Origin of the sequence: Streptomyces sp. NPDC051109, assembly GCF_044455885.1 — a bacterium.
Taxonomy (GTDB): Bacteria; Actinomycetota; Actinomycetes; order Streptomycetales; family Streptomycetaceae; genus Streptomyces.
Genome location: NZ_JBITFF010000001.1, coordinates 9,780 through 29,647, shown reverse-complemented (window position 1 = coordinate 29,647; position 19,868 = coordinate 9,780). Strand labels below are relative to the sequence as shown.

General features: G+C 72.8%; 14 protein-coding genes. 6 read left to right on the top strand and 8 right to left on the bottom strand.

What is annotated here, in order from left to right:
* Positions 1–131: 131 nt before the first annotated feature.
* From wecB to ACIBAD_RS00095, 6 genes are all read right to left on the bottom strand, one after another.
* Entirely contained in the window at positions 132–1,241 is a 1,110-nt protein-coding gene (gene wecB, locus ACIBAD_RS00120; RefSeq protein WP_398903260.1) for a non-hydrolyzing UDP-N-acetylglucosamine 2-epimerase, read from the bottom strand.
* Positions 1,242–1,245: 4 nt separating this feature from the next.
* Positions 1,246–2,502, bottom strand: coding sequence for a nucleotide sugar dehydrogenase (locus ACIBAD_RS00115; protein ID WP_134067922.1), 1,257 nt, complete (start codon positions 2,500–2,502; stop codon positions 1,246–1,248).
* Positions 2,502–3,323, bottom strand: coding sequence for a WecB/TagA/CpsF family glycosyltransferase (locus tag ACIBAD_RS00110; RefSeq protein WP_134067921.1), 822 nt, complete (start codon positions 3,321–3,323; stop codon positions 2,502–2,504). Before ACIBAD_RS00110 ends, ACIBAD_RS00115 begins: the two co-directional genes overlap by 1 nt.
* Positions 3,320–4,498: a hypothetical protein gene (locus ACIBAD_RS00105; RefSeq protein WP_398903257.1), complete on the bottom strand. Its 1,179-nt coding sequence runs from the start codon at positions 4,496–4,498 to the stop codon at positions 3,320–3,322. Before ACIBAD_RS00105 ends, ACIBAD_RS00110 begins: the two co-directional genes overlap by 4 nt.
* A 431-nt stretch (positions 4,499–4,929) precedes the next feature.
* Complete coding sequence (locus ACIBAD_RS00100; RefSeq protein ID WP_134067919.1) at positions 4,930–5,529, bottom strand: DapH/DapD/GlmU-related protein; 600 nt, start codon at positions 5,527–5,529, stop codon at positions 4,930–4,932.
* A gap of 117 nt (positions 5,530–5,646) precedes the next feature.
* Entirely contained in the window at positions 5,647–7,107 is a 1,461-nt protein-coding gene (locus ACIBAD_RS00095) for an alpha/beta hydrolase family protein (RefSeq protein WP_398903254.1), read from the bottom strand.
* Between the two features lie 208 nt (positions 7,108–7,315).
* Between ACIBAD_RS00095 and ACIBAD_RS00090 the strand changes: the two genes are divergently transcribed.
* The 4 genes from ACIBAD_RS00090 (at position 7,316) to ACIBAD_RS00075 (ending at position 12,533) form a co-directional block, all read left to right on the top strand.
* Positions 7,316–8,692 carry a hypothetical protein gene (locus ACIBAD_RS00090; RefSeq protein ID WP_398903252.1) on the top strand — a complete coding sequence of 459 codons (1,377 nt, stop codon included), beginning with the start codon at positions 7,316–7,318 and terminating at the stop codon, positions 8,690–8,692.
* A 39-nt stretch (positions 8,693–8,731) separates the two neighbouring features.
* Positions 8,732–9,994 carry a MoxR family ATPase gene (locus ACIBAD_RS00085; RefSeq protein ID WP_134067917.1) on the top strand — a complete coding sequence of 421 codons (1,263 nt, stop codon included), beginning with the start codon at positions 8,732–8,734 and terminating at the stop codon, positions 9,992–9,994.
* Complete coding sequence (locus tag ACIBAD_RS00080; protein ID WP_134067916.1) at positions 9,991–11,220, top strand: VWA-like domain-containing protein; 1,230 nt, start codon at positions 9,991–9,993, stop codon at positions 11,218–11,220. Before ACIBAD_RS00085 ends, ACIBAD_RS00080 begins: the two co-directional genes overlap by 4 nt.
* Before the next feature lie 68 nt (positions 11,221–11,288).
* Entirely contained in the window at positions 11,289–12,533 is a 1,245-nt protein-coding gene (locus tag ACIBAD_RS00075) for a GDSL-type esterase/lipase family protein (RefSeq protein ID WP_134067915.1), read from the top strand.
* Positions 12,534–12,706: 173 nt separating this feature from the next.
* Here ACIBAD_RS00075 and ACIBAD_RS00070 read toward each other — a convergent pair whose 3' ends face one another.
* Positions 12,707–14,998, bottom strand: a complete 2,292-nt coding sequence (locus tag ACIBAD_RS00070; protein WP_398903248.1) for an immune inhibitor A domain-containing protein — start codon at positions 14,996–14,998, stop codon at positions 12,707–12,709.
* A gap of 190 nt (positions 14,999–15,188) precedes the next feature.
* Positions 15,189–17,051: a M1 family aminopeptidase gene (locus ACIBAD_RS00065; protein ID WP_134067913.1), complete on the bottom strand. Its 1,863-nt coding sequence runs from the start codon at positions 17,049–17,051 to the stop codon at positions 15,189–15,191.
* Between the two features lie 315 nt (positions 17,052–17,366).
* Here ACIBAD_RS00065 and ACIBAD_RS00060 point away from each other — a divergent pair, with 315 nt between their 5' ends.
* Together ACIBAD_RS00060 and ACIBAD_RS00055 are read left to right on the top strand one after the other, a co-directional pair.
* Entirely contained in the window at positions 17,367–17,933 is a 567-nt protein-coding gene (locus tag ACIBAD_RS00060; protein WP_398903247.1) for a PadR family transcriptional regulator, read from the top strand.
* 63 nt (positions 17,934–17,996) lie between these two features.
* Positions 17,997–19,718: an acyl-CoA dehydrogenase family protein gene (locus ACIBAD_RS00055; RefSeq protein ID WP_398903245.1), complete on the top strand. Its 1,722-nt coding sequence runs from the start codon at positions 17,997–17,999 to the stop codon at positions 19,716–19,718.
* Positions 19,719–19,868 lie beyond the last annotated feature (150 nt).

The following is a 19,868-nucleotide window of genomic DNA, read 5'->3' as shown; positions in this document are numbered from 1 at the left end:
CGGCGACGTGTCGTCCACGCGCCGCCGCTCTCTTCATGTGCGGATTACGGTTCTTGCCCTGATCGGGTTCTTGCTCTGATCAGTTCTTGCGGTGGTGCGGTGTTCTTCGCCGTGGTGTTGTACCGCCGGTCCTACGGGGCGAGATCGGTGGGCCGGGGCCGCGTCCGCGCCGTCCCGCCCTCCAGCAGGACCTGCGCGATGCGCTCGCTCGCGCGGCCGTCCCAGAGCCCGGGGCAGCGCCCCGCGGGCGGATCGTCGAGCACCCGGTTCACGGTGGCCGTGATGCGCTCCGGGTCGGTGCCCGCCAGTACGTTGGTGCCCTCCTCGACGGTGATCGGCCGCTCGGTGTTCTCCCGCAGCGTCACGCAGGGCACACCGAGGGCGGTGGTCTCCTCCTGGACGCCGCCCGAGTCGGTCAGCACCACCCGGGCGGAGTCCTGCAGCGCGATGAAGTCCAGGTATCCGGCGGCCGGGACCATCCGGATCCCGCCCGGGACTCCGATCTCGGCCAGCCGCTCGGCCGCCCGCGGGTGCACGGGCAGCAGGAGCGGGCAGCGGTCGGCGATCTCGCCCAGTGCCTTCAGCAGACCGCGCAGGGCCGCGGGATCGTCCACGTTGGCCGGACGGTGCAGGGTGACCAGTCCGTACCCGCCCCGGCCGAGCCCGTAGCGGTCCAGGACGTCCGAGGCCCTGGCCCGCTCCAGATTGGCGAGCAGGGTGTCGATCATGACGTTGCCGACGACGTGGATCTGGTCCTCCCGGTACCCCTCCGCCCGCAGGTTCGCGGCCGCGTCGGGGGAGGGAGCCAGCAGGTAGTCGCTGACGCGGTCGGTGGCGACCCGGTTGACCTCCTCGGGCATGCTCCAGTCCCGGCTGCGCAGGCCCGCCTCCACATGGGCGAGCAGCGGGCCCGCCTTCGCGGTGACCAGGGCGCAGGCCAGCGTGGAATTGATGTCGCCGACCACCACCACGGCGTCCGGGGCCAGTTCGTCCAGCAGCGGCTCGAAGGCCGCCATCACCCGGCCGGTCTGCTGGGCGTGCGTACCGGACCCGGCGCCCAGGTACCGGTCGGGCGGACGGATGCCCAGGTCGCGGAAGAAGACGTCGTTCATGGACGCGTCGTAGTGCTGGCCGGTGTGGACGAGGACCACCTCGGCGCCGCGGCGCTCCAGTGCGTCCATCACCGGTTTGATCTTCATGTAGTTGGGCCGTGCTCCGGCCACGCAGATGATCCTGGGCATGATGTCAGAGCACCTCCACGGTGGGTCCCGACAGCCGGTTGCGGCAGTCGAGTACGAACGAGGCGTGCTCGGTCACCATCGCGTAGTCGAAGGAGTCGTGGTCGGTGAGCAGGACGACCACGTCGGCCGCGGCCAGCTCCTTGCGGGTCGGCTCCACCCGTACGAGGCGGGAGTCGACCTTGAGCCCCTCCACCACGTGGGGGTCGGCCGCACGCACCCTGGCGCCCATGTCCAGGAGCAGCTGGGAGACGCGCACCGCGGGCGATTCGCGGGCGTCACCGGTGTTCTTCTTGTACGCCAGCCCCAGCAGCAGGATCTTCGAGCCGTTGACGGACCGGCGCTTGGTGTTGAGGGCGTCCATGACGCGGCGCGCCACGTACTCGGGCATGTGGCTGTTGATGTCGTTGGCCAGCTCGACGAAGCGGAAGCTCTGGCCGAGCTCGCGCTGGACCCGCCAGGACAGGTACGAGGGGTCGATCGGCAGGCAGTGGCCGCCGACCCCGGGGCCCGGGGTGAACTTCATGAAACCGAACGGCTTGCTGGACGCCGCCTCGATGGCCTGCCACACGTCGATGTCGAGGTGGCGGGCGAACATGGCTATCTCGTTGACGAGGGCGATGTTCACGTGCCTGAAGGTGTTCTCCAGCAGCTTCGCCAGCTCGGCCTCCTTGGGCGAGCTCACCGGCACCGTCTTGTCGACGAGGTCGGCGTAGAAGGTCTCGACGGCCTTGAGCGAGCGGGCGTCCACGCCCGAGACGACCTTGGGCGTCTGCTGGAAGCCCCAGACGGTGTTTCCGGGGTCGATGCGCTCGGGGCTGTAGCCGAGGTGGAAGTCGGCGCCGGCGGTGAGTCCCGAGCCGTCCTCCAGGATCGGGCCGAACAGCTCCTCGGTGGTGCCCGGGTAGGTGGTGGATTCGAGGATCACGGTCGCGCCGGGCCGCAGGAAGCGGGCCAGCGTGTGCGCCGACTCCTCGATGTACCGCAGGTCGGGGGCACCGTCCTGTAACGGGGTCGGGACGGTGACGACCGCGACGTCGAAGCCGCCGCAGTCGCGGGCGAGTTCACTGGGCTGGTACGCGCCGCGCTCCAGCGCCCGGGTCAGCCGTTCGCAGGAGACGTCCTCCACGTACGACTCGCCGGCGGCGAGGCTCTTGACCCGCCGCGCGTCCACGTCGTACCCGATCACCTGGTGTCCGACCTCGGCGGCCCTGATGGCCAGCGGGAGGCCGACGTATCCCTGTCCCACGACGACGACGCGCATCAGTGACTCCTGTTCGCGGAACCGGCAGACGATGTGGCGGGCGGTAGTGCGGACGGTGTGCGGCGGATGAGCTCCCGGACCGTCATGAGGAGGAAGGCGGTGTTGGTGGTGAGGTACCGCTTCCCGAGGCGGCGCGGCTCCTGGAGGGCGCGGTAGAACCATTCGAGGCCCATGCGCTGCCAGACCGCGGGGGCCCGCTTGGTGACGCCGGCGAGGATGTCGAAGGAGCCGCCGACGCCGTGCACGACGTGGGCGCCGGTGCGTTCGCCGTAGCCCGCGGTGAAGATCTCCTTCTTGGGCGAGGTCATGCCGAGGAAGAGCAGCCGGGCCCCGCTCTCCGCCACGGCGTCGGCGATCGCCGGCTGGTCCGCGTCGTCGAAGTAGCCGTTGCGGCTGCCGGCCACGCGCAGTGCGGGGAAGCGCTCGGCGATCCGGCCGAGCATCAGCTCCAGTACGTCCTGCCGGGCGCCGAGCAGGTAGACGGGCACGCCGGCGGTCTCGGCGGCGGCCAGCAGCCGCATGAACAGGTCGATTCCCGCAACCCGTTCGGGCAGCCGGACGCCGAGGACGCGGCCGGCCCACACCACGGCCTGGCCGTCGGCCAGGACCAGGTCGCAGCCGGAGACCGCCGCCGCGAGACGGGGGTCGCGCCGCATGTTGACCAGCTTGGCGGCGTTGACCATGCCGATCTCGATCTGCTCGCCGCGCTGCACCGCGTCGAGGCAGCGCTGCACGGTCTCGTCCATGGTCAGGGCGTCGAGCGTGACCCCGAAGAGGGTGTGGCGGGACGGTCGGCCCCGGGGGTTCTGCCGTCGGGTCATCTCTCCAGCCCCCCGAGCCAGGCGTGGAGCAGCCAGCCGAACTCGTACGGCCTGCACTCGCGGTCGATCACGTCGGGGCGGAAGGCCCGGTCGAGCGGGGCCAGCCGGGCCCGCGGAGCCACCTTGGTGGTGAGCCCGCGGGCGGCGCGGACGGCCTTGGCGGGGTCCCCGCGGTAGACCTTGCGCCAGGTGACCCCGTACCTCTCGACGATCATCGGCTCGCGCGGGGTGCCGTCGGGCCCGCTGATCTCGGGCACGTCCGTCATCCAGCGCAGCCCCCGGCGGACGGCGGCGCCGAAGTCGGTGCCGCCCGCCTCGGCGAGGTCGAACAGCGCGGTCGGCGCCATGGCGTGCTGGTGCACGCTGTAGACCGGGTAGCCCTCCACCACGCCGCCCGTGCGGGCGTCGTAGTGCCACCACCACTGACCGCCGTCCCCCTGGAGCTCGCAGATCCGGGCGGCGCAGGCGTCGGCGGCCGCGAGGGCCTCCGGGTCCGGGCCGCTCGCGTGCAGCCGGGCCAGCGCCTGGAGCGGATAGGTCTGGTCGGCGAAGCAGGCCACGTGCGAGCGGTATCCGGGGACCAGCCCCGGACCGGTGGCGTGCGGGAACAGCGGACCGCCGGCCGCCCTGGCCGCCAGCAGCCGGTCGCGGGCGACCGCCAGCCGGTCCTCCACGTCCGCCGCGCTGCGGGCCGCGGCGAGGGCGGAGAGCACCCAGGCCGCCTCGACCGTGTACTGCGGACGTCCGGGGACGTCCAGTGCGGCCACCCGCGCGAGGGCGTCCGCCAGCTTGGGGTGGCCGGTCTCGGCGGCCGCCCAGGCGATGAGCGCCGCGTCGCCGAGGTTCGTCACCGCCGGCAGCCGCTCCACCAGCAGACCCGCGTACTCCTCGGCGCTGTGTCCGCCGAACAGGGCGCGCTGCCGGTCCTCGGGCAGGAACCGCGCCCCCAGTGCGGTGATGGCCGCGTACCGGGTGCTGGTGCCGCGGGCCTCCATGCGGCGGACCCCGTCGGAGGTGACCCTGCCCACCCGGGTGAACACGAAGGTGTCGGCGCCCGGCAGGTACATCTCGGGCAGTCCCGCCTCGGCCAGCGCGAGCAGCCGCTCGGCGAGCGCGTGCAGCGACGGGTCCTCGTGGGCCAGTGCTCCTAATCGTGCTGATCGTGTCTCGGTCACCGGGTCCCCACCCCGGCTTCCCGTGTGCTGCGCGCACGTCGTATGTCCGAGCTGAACGGCTCCAACACACCTACCCCCTCTGATCGCTCCTCGGACAGACCCGGCGGTCGTCGTTCGGCGGAGGGAACTGCGCATGACGGCGCACGTGCCGGCGGTGTGGTTCCCCCCGATGGCACGAACCGTCCGGGGCCGCCCACTGGATCCCCCCAGCGATGCCCCGGACCGGAGCACGCGCGAACGGCAGCGCCGGGCGGGCGCGTTGCGCGCCGTCCGTCGTCACTTGGTCCGCGATGCCCTCGTCGTGTACAACCCCCCACTGAACAAAGCCTGTTGCCTGCTCAGATCCCGTGTACAGGGACAAGGTATGCCCAAGGATGTTCGTTGATTGCGGTTTTGCGGAAATGCCGCTGACCTAAATTGCCGACGTACCGTCAGGTGCGTTCGGCCAGGGTTCCGTCCTTCTCCTCGTGCAGCGCGCCGGTGCGCGGGCACTCCCACACGCCCGGCTCGCCCTCGCGCTCCACCAGGCGGACCCCGGCCCGGCCCACCCAGCCGATACGGCGGGCCGGTACCCCCGCGACCAGTGCGAAGTCCGGTACGTCCCGGGACACGACCGCACCGGCCGCGACCAGTGCCCACCGCCCGATCCGCACCCCGGCCACGCACACCGACCGGGCCCCCAGGGAGGCCCCCTCGGCCACGACGACGCCGGCCGCCTCCCAGTCGCCGCCGCGCTTCTGCTTGCCGTCCGGGTCGACGGCCCGTGGGTAGAAATCGTTGGTGAGCACGGCGGCCGGGCCGATGAACACCCCGTCGCCGAGTTCGGCCGGCTCGTAGACGAGCGCGTAGTTCTGGAGTTTCACGCTGTCGCCGATCCGTACGCCGGGCCCCACGTACGCGCCCCGCCCGACGATGCAGTCGCGCCCGAGCCGCGCGTCCTCCCGTACCTGTGCCAGATCCCAGATCGTGGTCCCGTCCCCGAGTTCGGCACTCTCGTCGACCTGGGAGGAGGGTTGGATGCGGACGCTCACGAAGCGGTCCCCTTACGTTTCGAGGTACGGGCGTACGACGTACGGACGGAGCATATGCACGGCGCGACCGGCCCACCCCGCAGTTCAACCGACTTTCCACGCAGCGGACTTGGAGCCTCAGGAGCCCCCGGGCCGGTGGACGGCGAGGGTGCCGTACGCCGACAGGGCCGCGGCCGGATCGCCCCGGCCGTCGCGCAGGGCGGCATCGAGGAAGGCGAGGCTCGCGCCGGCCGTGATGCGCGGGCCCTCGGTCCGGCCCAGGGAGCCGACGAGCGAGGGGAGCGGCGGCAGGTACAGCGGGGCGTCGGTGAAGGTGAGGTGGGCGGCCCCGGGGACGGTGAGCCGGTAGGTCGTCGCGCTGCTGAGGCCGAGGACGCGGGTGAGCTTCGGGAGGTAGTCCGGGTCGGTGTCCGGGCCGATGGCCTGGGTGAGCGCGAGCACGGGCTGGCGGAAGGGTTGCGGGGACGGGTCGTGGGGGAAGCCGTCCAGGTCGATGACGGCGGCGAAGGCGGGGTCCTGCCGGGCGGCTTGGAGGGCGGCGCCGCCGCCGAGGGAGTGGCCGGCCGCCGCGACGCGGGCGGTGTCGAGGTGCCCGGCGAGCGGGCCGGCGATCTCTCCGCCGTCGATGCGGCCCAACTGGGCCCGCACGAAGCTCAGGTCGGCGGCGCGGACCGCGGTCCACGCCGCCGCCCGCTTCTCGTCCTCGGCGTCGTCGCCCGTCGCCGAGACCTCCGTACGGACCGTGCGGCCGTCGGCGAGCACGACCGCGGCGGAGTCGTAGGGGTGGTCGAGGCCGACGACCACGTATCCGTGGGCGGCCAACTCCTCGGCCCAGGCGGTGTTCTGGGTGCGGACCCCGCCCAGGCCGGGGGAGAACAGCACGACGGGGAACCGTTCCGCGCTTCCGCCGCCCGCATCCTCGCCCGGGGCGCCGTCCGCCGCGGGAACGCCGAAGGCGGCGTGCGTACGGGCGCGCGGGAGGCCGTCCAACAGGAATCCGGGAAGACCGGCGTAGTCGGCGAGCGCGCCGGACACCAGGCGGGCCTCGTGCTCCGTGCGCCCCAGGTACGGCGCCGGGCGGCTGCCCGCAGGGTGCTTGCGTGCGGGGTACCAGAACTGGACGACGACCGTACGCCGGTCGTCGGGCGCGGCGGTCGCACTCTCGGCGCGCTCCGGGTCGGTCAGCTCCAGCACGCCGGTGCCGACCGCGAACCGGCCCGTCGGTTCGGGGAACACCGGTGCGGGCACGGCCCAGACCGCCGCCGGACCCGCGGCGACCAGCGCGAGGCACACCGCCGACCCCGGCAGCGCCAGCCACCACGGAGCCCTGCGCGTCGCGCGCCGCAGAAGGGGCGAGAGGGCGAACGGCAGGGCGACGGCCGCGGCGGCCAGCACCGGCACCATCTGCCAGCGCAGCCCGAGTAGGCCGAGCACGGCCCCGGACAGCACGAACCCGGCCGCCGCGCCGAAGGTGACCGGCCGCCGGAGCCCGGGAGGAAGCCACCGCACCAGCACGAGCGCGAAGGCGCCCAGCACGAGAAGGGCTTCCCAGGGAGACATCTGCACGTGCACGTTCATCGCATCCACCTCGCCATGGTCCGAGGCCCGCCCGGGCCTCGGCGTCCCCCTCAGGGCTGGTGCGCCCTGCGACCCGAGTCGCACCCGGTGCGTACGGCAGCCCGCGAAAAACACCTGGCAGATCGGGTCGGTGGCGGGATATGATCACCGCGATGACCACTCAAACCGCTCACGGAATGGAGGTCCCGTCCGCGCAAGGTGAGTGCTGATGCTCACCCACACCGCCGACGGCACCTCCCGCCTCTCCCTCTGGCTGCGCGTGCGCGAGTTCGCCGTGCCGCCCACCATGATCGCGACCGCCACCGCCCGCCGCCTTGCCGGGGACTGGGCCGGGGCGTGCGCCGCCGCAGGCATCGACCTCGACTTCGACCTGCGTTCCGCGGCGCGCACCCACGGACGCGAACTCGCCGCCCGACTCCGGGCCGACCTGCGCCACTTGGCTCCCGACCTGCTGCGCTGGCACATGCCCAGGATCGCTCCCGACGGACTGCTGCGGCCGGGCCTGACCCTGACCCTGGCCCGGTACGGCCGGGCCGACGGCGGCGATCCCGTGCACATCGTGGCCCGGACCCCGCCGGCCTGGGCCGATGCCGGTCAGCGGTTCAGTCTCGCGCTGTGGGACGGAACCCGCGCCGGGCCCGGCACCCGCCGACATCCGCACCCCCACCCGGACCCGCGCTTCCGCCTCGACCTGCACCGCCACCTCTGGGACGCGCGGCAGGCCGGTGAACTCGGCGTCCGATCCGGCGCCGCCCTCCCCTCAAGGGACGCGGAGCTGCAGGACCTCGTGCCGCAGGGGCACCGCTGTGCCGTGGACCGCTGGGCCGCAGAGGCGGCGATTCTGCTCGACGCCGAGGGGCATGCCGCCCGCAGCGTCAGCGTACGGCTCGGTTCCCGGCGCCGGCTGCACCTGGAGCTCGTGGGGGAGGGCGACGGACACCCGCCCGCCGTGCGGATCTCGGCAGCCGCCACGGGTTCCGGCGCCCCCGCGCCGCCGGTCCTGCCCGACGCGGCGACCTGGGTCATGCCCGACCTGCAGCTGCTCCGTACCGGTTCGATCGAGCCGGGCCGACTGCACCCGCTCGTCGCCGCGGCCCTCGTACCGGACCACGTGCCGCCCGGTCCGTCCCGGACTCCGGACGGCGCGGGACCGCCCCACCTCGTCGAGTGCAGGGGCGCTCGGCACCGGATCGGCCTGGTCGACGGGGTACTGGCCCCGCTCGACCACGATCCGGCCGAGATCCGGCGGGAGGAACTGCTGGTCGCCCTGACCGGCACCCCGCTGCCCTGCCTCCAGGCGATCGACCGGGCACACCGCCGGCCGGACTGCCTGGCCGGCGTACGCGAACGCCTCGACCACGGAGACACCGCCGGCGCGCTGGCCGTCGTCGAACGCCTCCTGGGCCCCGACGCCCTGCTGCGCGACGGAGCCCTCCGCGACGAACTGGAGGCGGCCGCGCGGCGCCGGATCACGTACGGGCTGTTCAGGGCGGACCTGACCGGCCCCCGGCCGCGGCCCAAGCCCGGCGATCTGCTCCCGGGCATCCGCCCTCCGCGAGAGCGCCGCTCGCACCCCCGCCGCTGACCCGGCGCACACCACGACGAACCCCAAAGGTGATCAGACATGCCCGCACACACCCCGTACGCCGTCCCGGACGCCCCGCGCGGCCCGGCGCCCGCCACCCAGCTCGACGTCGCGGGCGAGCTCCTCTCGCTGCTGCGCGACACCACCACCGAACCGCGCCCCGACACCCAACTGGAGGCCCTGACCCTCACCGTGGCAGCCGACCTCCCCGTACTCCTGTGGGGCGAGCCGGGCATAGGGAAGACCGCGTCGCTGACCCAGCTCGCGGCCTCCCTGGACCTGCCGCTGACCACGGTGATCGCCAGCGTGCACGAGCCGTCCGACTTCTCGGGCCTGCCGATCATCGGAGACGACCCCGCGCGACACGGTGTCCCGATGGCCCCGCCGGACTGGGCCGTACGCCTGGTACGCGCAGGCCGGGGTCTGCTGTTCCTGGATGAGCTGTCCACCGCACCACCCGCCGTACAGGCCGCCCTGCTCCGCCTCGTGCTCGAACGGCGCATCGGCGCGCTCCAACTACCGCCCGGGGTGCGGATCGTGGCCGCGGCGAACCCGCGCTCCTCGGCCGCCGACGGCTGGGAGCTGAGCCCGCCGCTGGCCAACCGGTTCGTCCACCTCCAGTGGACCCACGACCACGACGTCGTCGTACGGGGTCTCGGCGGCACGTGGCCCCGGGCCACGCTGCCGCGGCTCGACCCCTCCGTGCTGCCGCAGGCCGTGGACCACGCCCGCCGCGCCGTGTGCGGACTGCTCGCCGCACGCCCGGGGCTCGTACACCGGCTGCCCAGCGGTGAAACCCGCCGCGGCGGCCCCTGGCCGTCGCCGCGGAGCTGGGAGATGACTCTCCGCCTGATCGCCTTCGCGACCGCGGCCGGCTCCTCCCGGGACGTGATCTCCCTGCTGGTCAGGGGCACCGTGGGGGACGGTCCCGGACTGGAGCTGCTGGCGGCTCTGGACCGGATGGAGCTCCCGGACCCCGAGGAGCTGCTCGCCGATCCGGCCGCCGCCGCACTGCCCGAGCGGGGTGATCTGCGGCAGGCGGTGCTCGACGGCGTGGTGGAGGCCGTCCGCAACCGCCCGGACGAGGCCCGCTGGGACGCGGCGTGGGCGCTCCTGGCCCGGGCGCTGGAGACGGGAGCCCCGGACCTGGTCGTCGTACCGGCGACCGCGCTCGCCGCGCTGCGCCGCGAGGAGTGGGACGTACCGGCGGCCATCGAGCGGCTCGCCGGTGTGGTGGACCTGTCCCGGCGGGCGGACCGTGCGGCGGCCCGGGCCGCGGCGGCCACGAACGGCACGCGATGAGCGGGGCCGCGGGGGCATTGGACCGCGAGAAGCTGTTCGCCGCCCGGCTGCACGCGGCCCGGGTCCGGCCCTACCTGGCGACCGCGCTGTTCGCGCTGCACACGGTGGAGTCGCGCCGGGTACCGACGATGGCCGTAGACCGGCACTGGCGGTGCTACGTATCACCGTCGTTCGTGGACCGTACGCCGGAGGAGGAACTGGCCGCCGTCTGGGTGCACGAGGTGTCGCACCTGCTGCGCGACCACCACGGGCGCGGGGACCGGGTCGCGCGGGAGCGCGGGCTGCACGGCCCGGGGGAGCGGCTGAGGATGAACATCGCCGCGGACTTCGAGATCAACGACGACGTGTACGGCGACGGCCTGGTCAGACCGGAGGGCGCCGTCCAGCCGGCCGCCGTCGGGCTGCCCGAGGGGCAGCTCATGGAGGACTACCTGCGCCAGTTCGGGCTCGGACCGGCGACGCAGCACATGGCGTGGCTGGACTGCGGCAGCGGCGCCGACGGGCTGGAACGCGAGTGGGACCTCGGGGAGGACGGCGCGCACGGGCTCACCGAGCAGGAGCGGGACGCGGTGCGGTTCCGGGTGGCGCAGGGCATCACGGGCCGGCCGGGCAGCGCCCCGAGCGGGTGGAAGCGGTGGGCGGAGGAGGCCTTCCACCCACCGCAGCCGTGGCGGGAGTTGCTGGGAGCGGCGGTCCGCTCGGCGGCTTCCGGCTCCGGCGCCGGCGAGGACTACACGTACGGCCGCCCGGCACGGCGCTCGGCCGGGGTGCCGGGCGCGGTGCTGCCGAGCCTGCGGCGCAGGCCGCCCCGGGTCTGCGTGGTCATCGACACCTCGGCGTCGGTCAGCGACGCGGAACTGGGCAGCGCGCTGCTGGAGGTCGCCGCGATCTCCCGCGCGGTGGGCGGCCGCCGGGACCTGGTCACGGTGGTGCCGTGCGACGCGGCGGCCCGGATCGCCCACCCGCTGTGCCGCGCCGAGGGCATCCCGCTGGTGGGCGGAGGCGGCACGGACCTCCGTACGGGCTTCGCGAAGGCCCTCCGGTCGGGGGCGCGGCCGGACGTCATCGTGGTCCTGACCGACGGGCAGACGGCCTGGCCCGCCACCCGCCCCCCGTGCCGCACGGTGGTAGGCCTGTTCCCCCGGCAGCGCACGTGGAACGAGGACGACCCCGACTACGTCCCGGACACCCCACCCGCCTGGGCCCGCGTGGTCGACATCGGCTGACCCCGACCGAGACCGCCCTGGAATAAAGCGATGTGCGGATCCGGCATTCGGTTGACAGGCTGGGGGACATGAACCACCAGCACGCATCCGTACCGGGCTCCGCCGACGGGGCCGCCGCACCCCTCACCACGCCCCTCACGGCGGACCTCGTGCGCGGCGCGCTCGACCTGGAGCGCACCGGGCACGGACTGCTCCCGCACCGGCTCCCCGCGTGGGCCCGCGCTCAGTACGCCGACGGGCAACTGGCGATGGCGGAGGCGCAGCCCTCGGGCGTGCGGCTGGTGTTCCGCACCCGGGCCACCGTCATCGAGCTGGACACGCTCCGCACCAAGATGGCGTACGTGGGCGCCCCGCCCCGTCCCGACGGCGCGTACGACCTGCTCCTCGACGGCCGCCTCGCCGCGCAGGCCGGCGTGACCGGCGGCAACGTCCGTACGGTCGACATGACGACCGGGTCCGTGCAGATGCGGCCCGGGCCGGTCGGCACCGTCCGGTTCGGCGCTCTGCCCGACCGCCCGAAGGACGTCGAGATCTGGCTTCCGTACAACGAGATCACCGAGCTCGTCGCGCTGCGCACCGACGCCCCCGTCGAGCCCGTACCGCAGGGCGGCCGCCGGGTATGGCTGCACCACGGCAGCTCGGTCAGCCACGGCTCGGACGCCGCGGGCCCCTCGACGACCTGGCCGGCGCTGGCCGCCTCACTCGGCGGCGTGGACCTGGTCAACCTGGGATTCGGCGGCAGCGCACTGCTCGACCCGTTCGTCGCCCGGGCGATGCGGGACACCCCGGCGGACCTGGTGAGCGTCAAGATCGGCATCAATCTGGTCAACCTCGACCTGATGCGGCTGCGCGCCTTCACCCCGGCCGTGCACGGCTTCCTCGACACGCTCCGCGAGGGGCATCCCACCGCGCCGCTGCTGGTCGTCTCGTCCGTCCTGTGCCCCATCCACGAGGACACCCCCGGCCCCACGGTCCCGGACTTCAGCACCCTCGGCGAGGGCAGGCTCCAGTTCCGCGCAGCGGGCGATCCGGCGGAGCGCGCCGCCGGAAAGCTGACGCTGGGCGTCATCCGGGAGGAACTGGCCCGCATCGTCAAGCAGCGGGCCGCCGAGGACCCGGACCTCCACTACCTGGACGGCCGCGAGCTGTACGGCGAGGCGGACTTCGCCGAACTGCCGCTCCCCGACCAGCTCCACCCGGACGCCGCCTCCCACCACCGCATCGGCACCCGCTTCGCCGAACTGGCCTTCGGCCCGAGCGGCCCCTTCGCCTCCGGGCACAGGGTCAGGCCGTCTCTTTCGGACCTTGCCTGACCCGCACGGCATTCGCACGGGGTGAGCTGGACGGAGAAGTCCTCGTCGGCGGCCGGAAGGTCCACCCCGTCTGCGGGGTGGCGCACCCGCATGGCGATGTTCCGGCTCCGCATGGTGCGCCTCTCGCGCGGGCAGCCGCCGGAGCCCGACGGACGGCTGCCCGCGGCCCTGCGTCAGGGGGAGGGGCTGACCTGTACGGTGGTCAGGGCGCCTCCGGAGGCCTCCTTCACCACCGTGATGCGCGTCCCGGTGTCCGGTACCTTCACACCCACCTGCGGCAGGTCGGCGTTCCAGTAGACGCCCCGCCGGTCGTCGAAGACCGGGACGCCGGGACGGGACGGGATCAGCACCGGCACACCGGCCTTGTGCAGCACGATCTCGTCGCTGGGGCGCGTCGAGAACGTCGCGTCGAAGGTCTGCGCCCGCGCGTTGAGCAGCGTGCCGTCGGCGTTCCGCAGCGGCTCCGGACGCGCGTCGACGGGCAGGAGCAGGCCCGCGCCCGGGTGCGCCTTCGTGGTGTTGTCGCTGTACGCCGTGTCCCAGAGCCAGATGAGCACGCCCTGCTGGTACGGGTAGAACTCCACCGTGTCGTTCCCGGCACCGAAGTTGTACGGCCCGCTCTTCAGGTAGGCCCCGGAGCCGGTGTAGCGCCGGTTCTCGACCAGGTAGGCGCGCGGGTGCTCGGCGGATCCCGTACGGCCCTGCGTACGCGACCACTTCAGCGCGGTCCAGCCGTTCGCGCCCGCCTCGGCGCCGTCGCGCAGCAGCTCCCGCTCACCCGCCGTGATCCGTATGTCGTCGAAGGTGACGCCCTTGCCGTGGGTGTTGCCGTCCGAGGTCACCCGCAGCCGCAGTTGGACGGAACGGCCGGCGAACTGATCGAGCGGTACGGTGAGTTCGGCCCAGCCGCCCGATGTGCCGGAGATCCCCTTCGGCGGGAGCGCCGCGCCGCCGACCGTGCCCGGCAGGGGGGACCACGCGGTGCCGCCGTCCGTCGACGCCTCCACGGTCAGGAAGTCGAAGTCCTGCTCGATGTCGTACCAGACGCGGGCGTCGAGCCGGGCGGCCTGCCCCGCGCCGGGTGCCTGGCCGGAGAGGTCTACCGTCCGGGTCAGGGTGTTGTCCATGAGGTCGCCGGTGCCGCTCCACCACTGGCTCCCGCCCTCGTACGGGTCGGTCAGATCGGTGCGGGTCACCGACGGCGGGAGGTGCACCAACAGGGCCTGTGGATCCTCGGTGTTGTAGCCGGAGACCCCGAGCACGGCGCGCGTCTTGCGGCCCGCGTCGGCCTCGGTGTACTCCAGCCAGCCCAGCTGCAGCTTGCTCCAGGGATCGAGGTCGCCGGGGTGGTCACCGGTGGTGTTGCGCCCCTTGCCTAGGTAGGAGGCCGTGGACATCAGCGACCAGAAGTTGACGCTGTTGTCGCCGTCGGAGCTGTACAGGTCGGGCAGCCCCAGGTCGTGCCCGAACTCGTGGGCGAACAGTCCGACTCCGCTGTTCTCGCCACCGGTCAGGTAGTCCCCGGCCCAGATGCCGGAGTCCCCGACCGGGACGCCGCCCGCCTTGTTGCCCGCGGGCCCCGCGCTGCCGGCCTGGTCCCAGTACGCGAACCAGCGGTGCGCCCACACGGCGTCCTTGCCCTGGTCGCCGCCGCCCCAGGTCTGGTCCTTGCCCGCGTGGACGACGACGAGGTGGTCGAGGTACCCGTCCGGCTCGTCGAAGTTGCCGTCGTGGTCGGCGTCGTAGCGGTCCCACACGTCGTACTCGGCGAGCTGGGCCTTGATCTCCTCCGGCGTACGGCCCTTGGCGCGCTCGGTGTGGTACCAGGCGTTCGTGGCATCGCGTACGAGGTCCCAGTTGGTGCGGCACTGGCCGGGCTCGGAGCAGTTGTCCGTCCCGTACCGGGCCTCGTTCCACGGCAGCCGCACCCAGTCGCTGACCTGGCCGTCCATGTCGTAGCGGCCGGAGGACTGCAGGCGGTAGTAGTTGCGGAGCGATTCGGCTCCGGGGTCGGCGCCGAAGAACTGCTGCCGGTAGTAGGCCTGGTCGAAGTCCTTGCGCCACAGGGTGTGGTTGTCGGTCTTCGCCGGTTTGCCGATCGTGTTGTGCCGGGGGCCGGGCGTGCCGCCGAAGCGCGGCTTGCCCTCGAACTCGGTGGTGTTGTCCACCTGGTCGCCGAACTCGGCCAGGATCACGAAGACCTTGTCCTTGCGCTCCTGCGCGAGTTCGACGTACCGCTTGCCTACCGCGGCCTTGCGGGGGAGCGTGCCATCGGCCTCCGCCGCGGTGGTGCCGGCGGCGACGCCTTCGAGGGCCTGGCGGCGCAGGCTCTGGCGCTGGACCTCCAGCGGCGCGGACGGCGGGGCGGGGGAGAGTTCGGGGGCCTGCTGCGCCGCGGGGGGCGGCGCGGAGGGCGCGGCGAGCGCGGGGGTGGCGAGGAGGGCGAGGGATATCGCCGCTACCACCGCTGGGAGTCTGCGCAACGTGACGGACCTTTCGGGGAGTTCGGTCGGAGTCGAAGCGCAGGTAATATTTCACATGTCACAGGTGACGGCTAGGGTGTCGGCGGCACAGATGAGTTCGCCGCGGCAGGCGCCGGAAAGGCGCCCACCGCGGCGAATCGTTGCCAGGCCGGCTCTCCCGGCCTTCGTCAGGTCAGCCGTCGATGCGGTGCTGGGTCCAGAACGAGGTCAGGTCCGTGGTCGTGGCGGCCTGCGCGGCCGCCTTGAACTCGGCGGTCGTGGAGACGCCGTACCAGTGCGAAGTGGCGTAGTCCTTCAGCAGCTTGGCCATGGCGGTATCGCCGAGGGTGCGCCGCAGGTCGTGCAGGGCGCACTTGCCGTAGCCGTAGACGACGGTGGAGTAGCGGGAGGAGTGGGCGTCCCAGTAGCCCATGGAGTTGGTGATCTTCTCGGCGGACGAGGCCCACGAGACGCTGCTCCAGCAGTTGGTGCCCGTCTTGTTCAGTGCCAGGTCGGTGGCGTAGTCGGTGAACGCCTCGTCGAGCCACGGGCTGGTGTACTCGTCGTCGCCGACGATGCCGTACCACCACTGGTGGCCGATCTCGTGGGTGAGCGCCGTGGTGCTGACCAGGTCGAGGACGAATCCCGGGTACTCCATCCCGCCGAACCAGTAGTTGTTGTCGATGACGGCGTCCAGTTCGCCGTACGGGTAGGCGCCGAACCGCGCCGAGTGCGCGTCCACGGCGGACTTGGCAGTGGTCAGCATCGACTGCGAGTCGGCCGAACTGATGCCGGACACGGAGTAGATGTTGATCGGGGTGCCGGCGGCGGAGGTGCCGGAGATCTTGCTGAACGGTCCGGCCGCCCAGGCGAAGTCACGGACCTTGGTCGCGGTGGCCGTGGTGACCGTGCGTCCGCTGCTGCCGGGTGTGTCCACCGAGGCGCCGGTGGCCGGGACGAGCAGGGTGCTCGGGTGGTCGAGGGCCACGCGGAAGTCGGAGGCCAGCGAGTAGAAGGACTCTCCGTTGTTGGTGTACGGGTCCAGGTGCCAGCCCGCTCCGTCCCGGACCGCGAGGACGGGCAGGGCGTTGCCGAGCATGCTGAAGGCCCCGTCGTAGCCGAAGCGGTCGGCTCCGCTGGGCACGGTGATGCCCAGGTCGAAACCGATCGTGGCGGTCTGGCCCTGGGGCAGCGGCGCCGGCAGGTCGATCTTGAGGGCGGTGCAGGCGACCGAGAGGGCGCCCGCAGTGCCACCGGTGACGTTGCTGACCGTGATCGGCATGGCGGAGCAGGTGCCGTGGTAGTTGTCCCACAGCCTCAGGTACACCTCGCTGAGCGGGGTGGGGGAGGCGTTGGTGAAGCTCGCGCTCTCGTGGCCGGTCCACACGGTGCCGCTGGTGTTGCTGCTGAGGTTGACGGTGTACGAGGGGGCGGCCGGGGTGCGCGTGGAGTCCCCGGGCGGGGTGGTGCCCCCGGAAGTGTCGAGTGCGACGTCGTCGACGACGAAGCTCGTCTGGAGGCTGGAGTCCTCGGTGCCGTTGAAGGCGATCGTGACGGTCTGCCCCGCGAAGGCGGACACGTCGAACGACTTCTGGGCGTAGCCGGTGTTCTTGTCGAGGTTCGAGTACGTCGCCAGCGTCGTGCTGCCGATCTTCGCCGTCAGCTTGTCGTACTTCGTCGACGTGGTGGTCTCGGCGGTGTCGATGTGCAGCCAGAAGGTGAGGGTGGCCGTGCTGCATCCCGACGGGATCGTGACGCTCTGGGACAGCGTGTCGGTGTGCGTACCGCCCACGCCGTTCAGCCAGGCGAAGGCGGTGCCGCCGTGCGCGGCCTGGCCGGTGCGGCTGGTGATGATGCTGGTCTGCGACTGGGTCCACGGCGAAGTGCCGCTCTCGAAGCCGCCGTTGGCGACCACTTGGCCCGGGGTGCAGGCCGCGGCCGCCGCGGGCGCCCGGTGCGGCGCGGCCGTGGCCGGGGTGATGGACAGTGCTGCGGTGGCCAACGCGGCGAAGGCGGATATGCACGCTGCGAGGGCCTTGTGGGGGGTCGGTCTCACGCGGAACTCCTTTGAGGCGGCCGGATTCCGGCCTGCTCGGTGGCCGCCCGGTCGGCTCGGGTGCGCCGGAGGGCAGCCGCGGGCTGTGCGTGCCGTGTGCACGAACGCTGGGTGAGATCTGCTGTGCCGTGCGTGTCTGAGCCGTGTCCCCCTGGGGTCAGGGCGACGACTGCCGGAAGAGCCTGGCAGATTTGACCTGGGCATGCCATCAGGGGCGGGTAAAGGTTCGTACTCCGCCGGCCCCCCGGGTGAGCCGCGTCTCACCCGGTCGCTGCGACTTGTCTATGCAACGAGTTGCATAGAAGGATCGGCGGCATGGCGCTCGAACACGCGATCCTCGTCTCGCTGCTGGAGAAGCCGGGGTCGGGCTATGAGCTCGCCCGGCGCTTCGACCGGTCCATCGGCCATTTCTGGACGGCCACCCACCAGCAGATCTACCGCGTCCTCAAGCGCATGGAGACCGACGGCCTGCTCGCCGTCCGCGAGGTGGTCCAGCAGGGCCGGCCGGACAAGAAGGAGTACTCCGTCGCCGGCCCGGGACGCGCCGCGCTCTCACGGTGGCTGCACGAGCCGATCGAACCCGAGAGCCTGCGCCACGACCTCGCCGTCAAGATCCGCGGGGCGGCCTTCGACGACCCCGTCGCACTGGTCCTTGAGGTCGAGAGGCACCGCCGGGCCCACGAGGACCGGCTCGCCCGCTACCTCGCCGGGGAACTGCGCGACTTCACCGGGCCCCAGGCCCCCGCACCGCTCGACGCCGGCCAGGAACTGCAGCACGTCGTCCTCCGCGGCGGCATCGCGTACGAACGCATGACGATCGCCTGGCTCGACGACGTGCTCGCCACCGTCCACCGGCTCGCCGCGCCCCGCCCGCGCGCCTGAGCCACCCCCCCCCCGCACGGAACCGGCACCCTCACCCCTCAACCTCTCCGAAAGGCGACCTCCATGGCCGACTCCCTCCTCTTCAACCCGCGCACCTACGACCCGCAGCACTTCGACCCCGAGACGCGCAGGCTGCTGCGCGCCACCGTCGACTGGTTCGAGGAGCGCGGCAAGCGCAAGCTGATCGAGGACTACCGCACCCGCGCCTGGCTCGGCGACTTCATCGCCTTCTCCGCCAAGGAAGGCCTGTTCGCCACCTTCCTCACCCCGTCCGCCGACGCCGACGGCGTACCGGACAAGCGCTGGGACACCGCCCGCATCGCCGCCCTCAACGAGATCTTCGGGTTCTACGGCCTGGACTACTGGTACGCCTGGCAGGTGACGATCCTCGGCCTCGGCCCCGTCTGGCAGAGCGACAACGCCGCCGCCCGCGCCCGCGCCGCCGAACTCCTCTCCCAGGGCGAGGTGTTCGCGTTCGGCCTCTCGGAGAAGACCCACGGCGCCGACATCTACTCCACCGACATGCTGCTGGAGCCCGACGCTGACGGCGGCTTCCGCGCGACCGGCTCCAAGTACTACATCGGCAACGGCAACGCCGCCGGCCTCGTGTCCGTCTTCGGCCGCCGCACCGACGTCGAGGGCCCGGACGGATACGTCTTCTTCGCCGCCGACAGCCGCCACCCGGCCTACCGCCTGGTGAAGAACGTCGTCGACTCCTCCAAGTACGTCAGCGAGTTCCGCCTGGAGGAGTACCCGGTCGGCGCGGACGACGTCCTGCACACCGGCCGCGCCGCCTTCGACGCCGCCCTGAACACCGTCAACGTCGGCAAGTTCAACCTCTGCACCGCCTCGATCGGCATCTGCGAGCACGCGATGTACGAGGCCGTCACCCACGCGCAGAACCGCATCCTCTACGGCCGCCCCGTCACCGCCTTCCCGCACGTGCGCCGCGAGCTGGCGGACGCGTACGTACGCCTCGTCGGCATGAAGCTGTTCAGCGACCGCGCCGTCGACTACTTCCGCACCGCGGGCCCCGACGACCGCCGCTACCTGCTCTTCAACCCGATGACGAAGATGAAGGTGACCACGGAGGGCGAGAAGGTCATCGACCTGATGTGGGACGTCATCGCAGCCAAGGGCTTCGAGAAGGACAACTACTTCGCCCAGGCCGCCGTCGAGATCCGCGGACTGCCCAAGCTGGAGGGCACGGTCCACGTCAACCTCGCGCTGATCCTCAAGTTCATGCGCAACCACCTGCTGGACCCGGTGGACTACCCGGCCGTGCCGACCCGCCTCGACGCGGCCGACGACGACTTCCTCTTCCGGCAGGGCCCGGCCCGCGGCCTCGGCTCCGTCCGCTTCCACGACTGGCGCCCCGCCTTCGACGCGTACGCCGCGCTGCCGAACGTCGCCCGGTTCCGCGAACAGGCCGACGCACTCTGCGAGTTCGTCACCACCGCCGCCCCGGACGAGGAGCAGAGCCGTGACCTCGACCTCCTGCTCGCCGTCGGCCAGCTCTTCGCGCTCGTCGTCCACGGGCAGCTGATCCTGGAGCAGGCGCGGCTGACCGGTCTCGACGAGGACGTGCTGGACGAGCTGTTCGCCGTCCTCGTACGGGACTTCTCGGCGCACGCCGTCGAACTGCACGGCAAGGACTCCGCCACTGAGCAGCAGCAGGGCTGGGCGCTCGGCGCGGTCCGGCGCCCGGTCGTCGACGCAGCCCGCTCGGGCCGGGTCTGGGACCGCGTCGAGGCGCTGTCCGGGGCGTACGAGATGGCCCCGTAACGAGGACGCCGCAGGAGCCGCTCGAGCCGTCGGGGGCCCCCCCCCCCCCGGGGGGGGGCGGCGCGGGCCCCCCCCCCCCCCCCCCCCCCCCCCCCCCCCCCCCCCCCCCCCCCCCCCCCCCCCCCCCGGGGGGGGGGCCCGGGGGCGCCG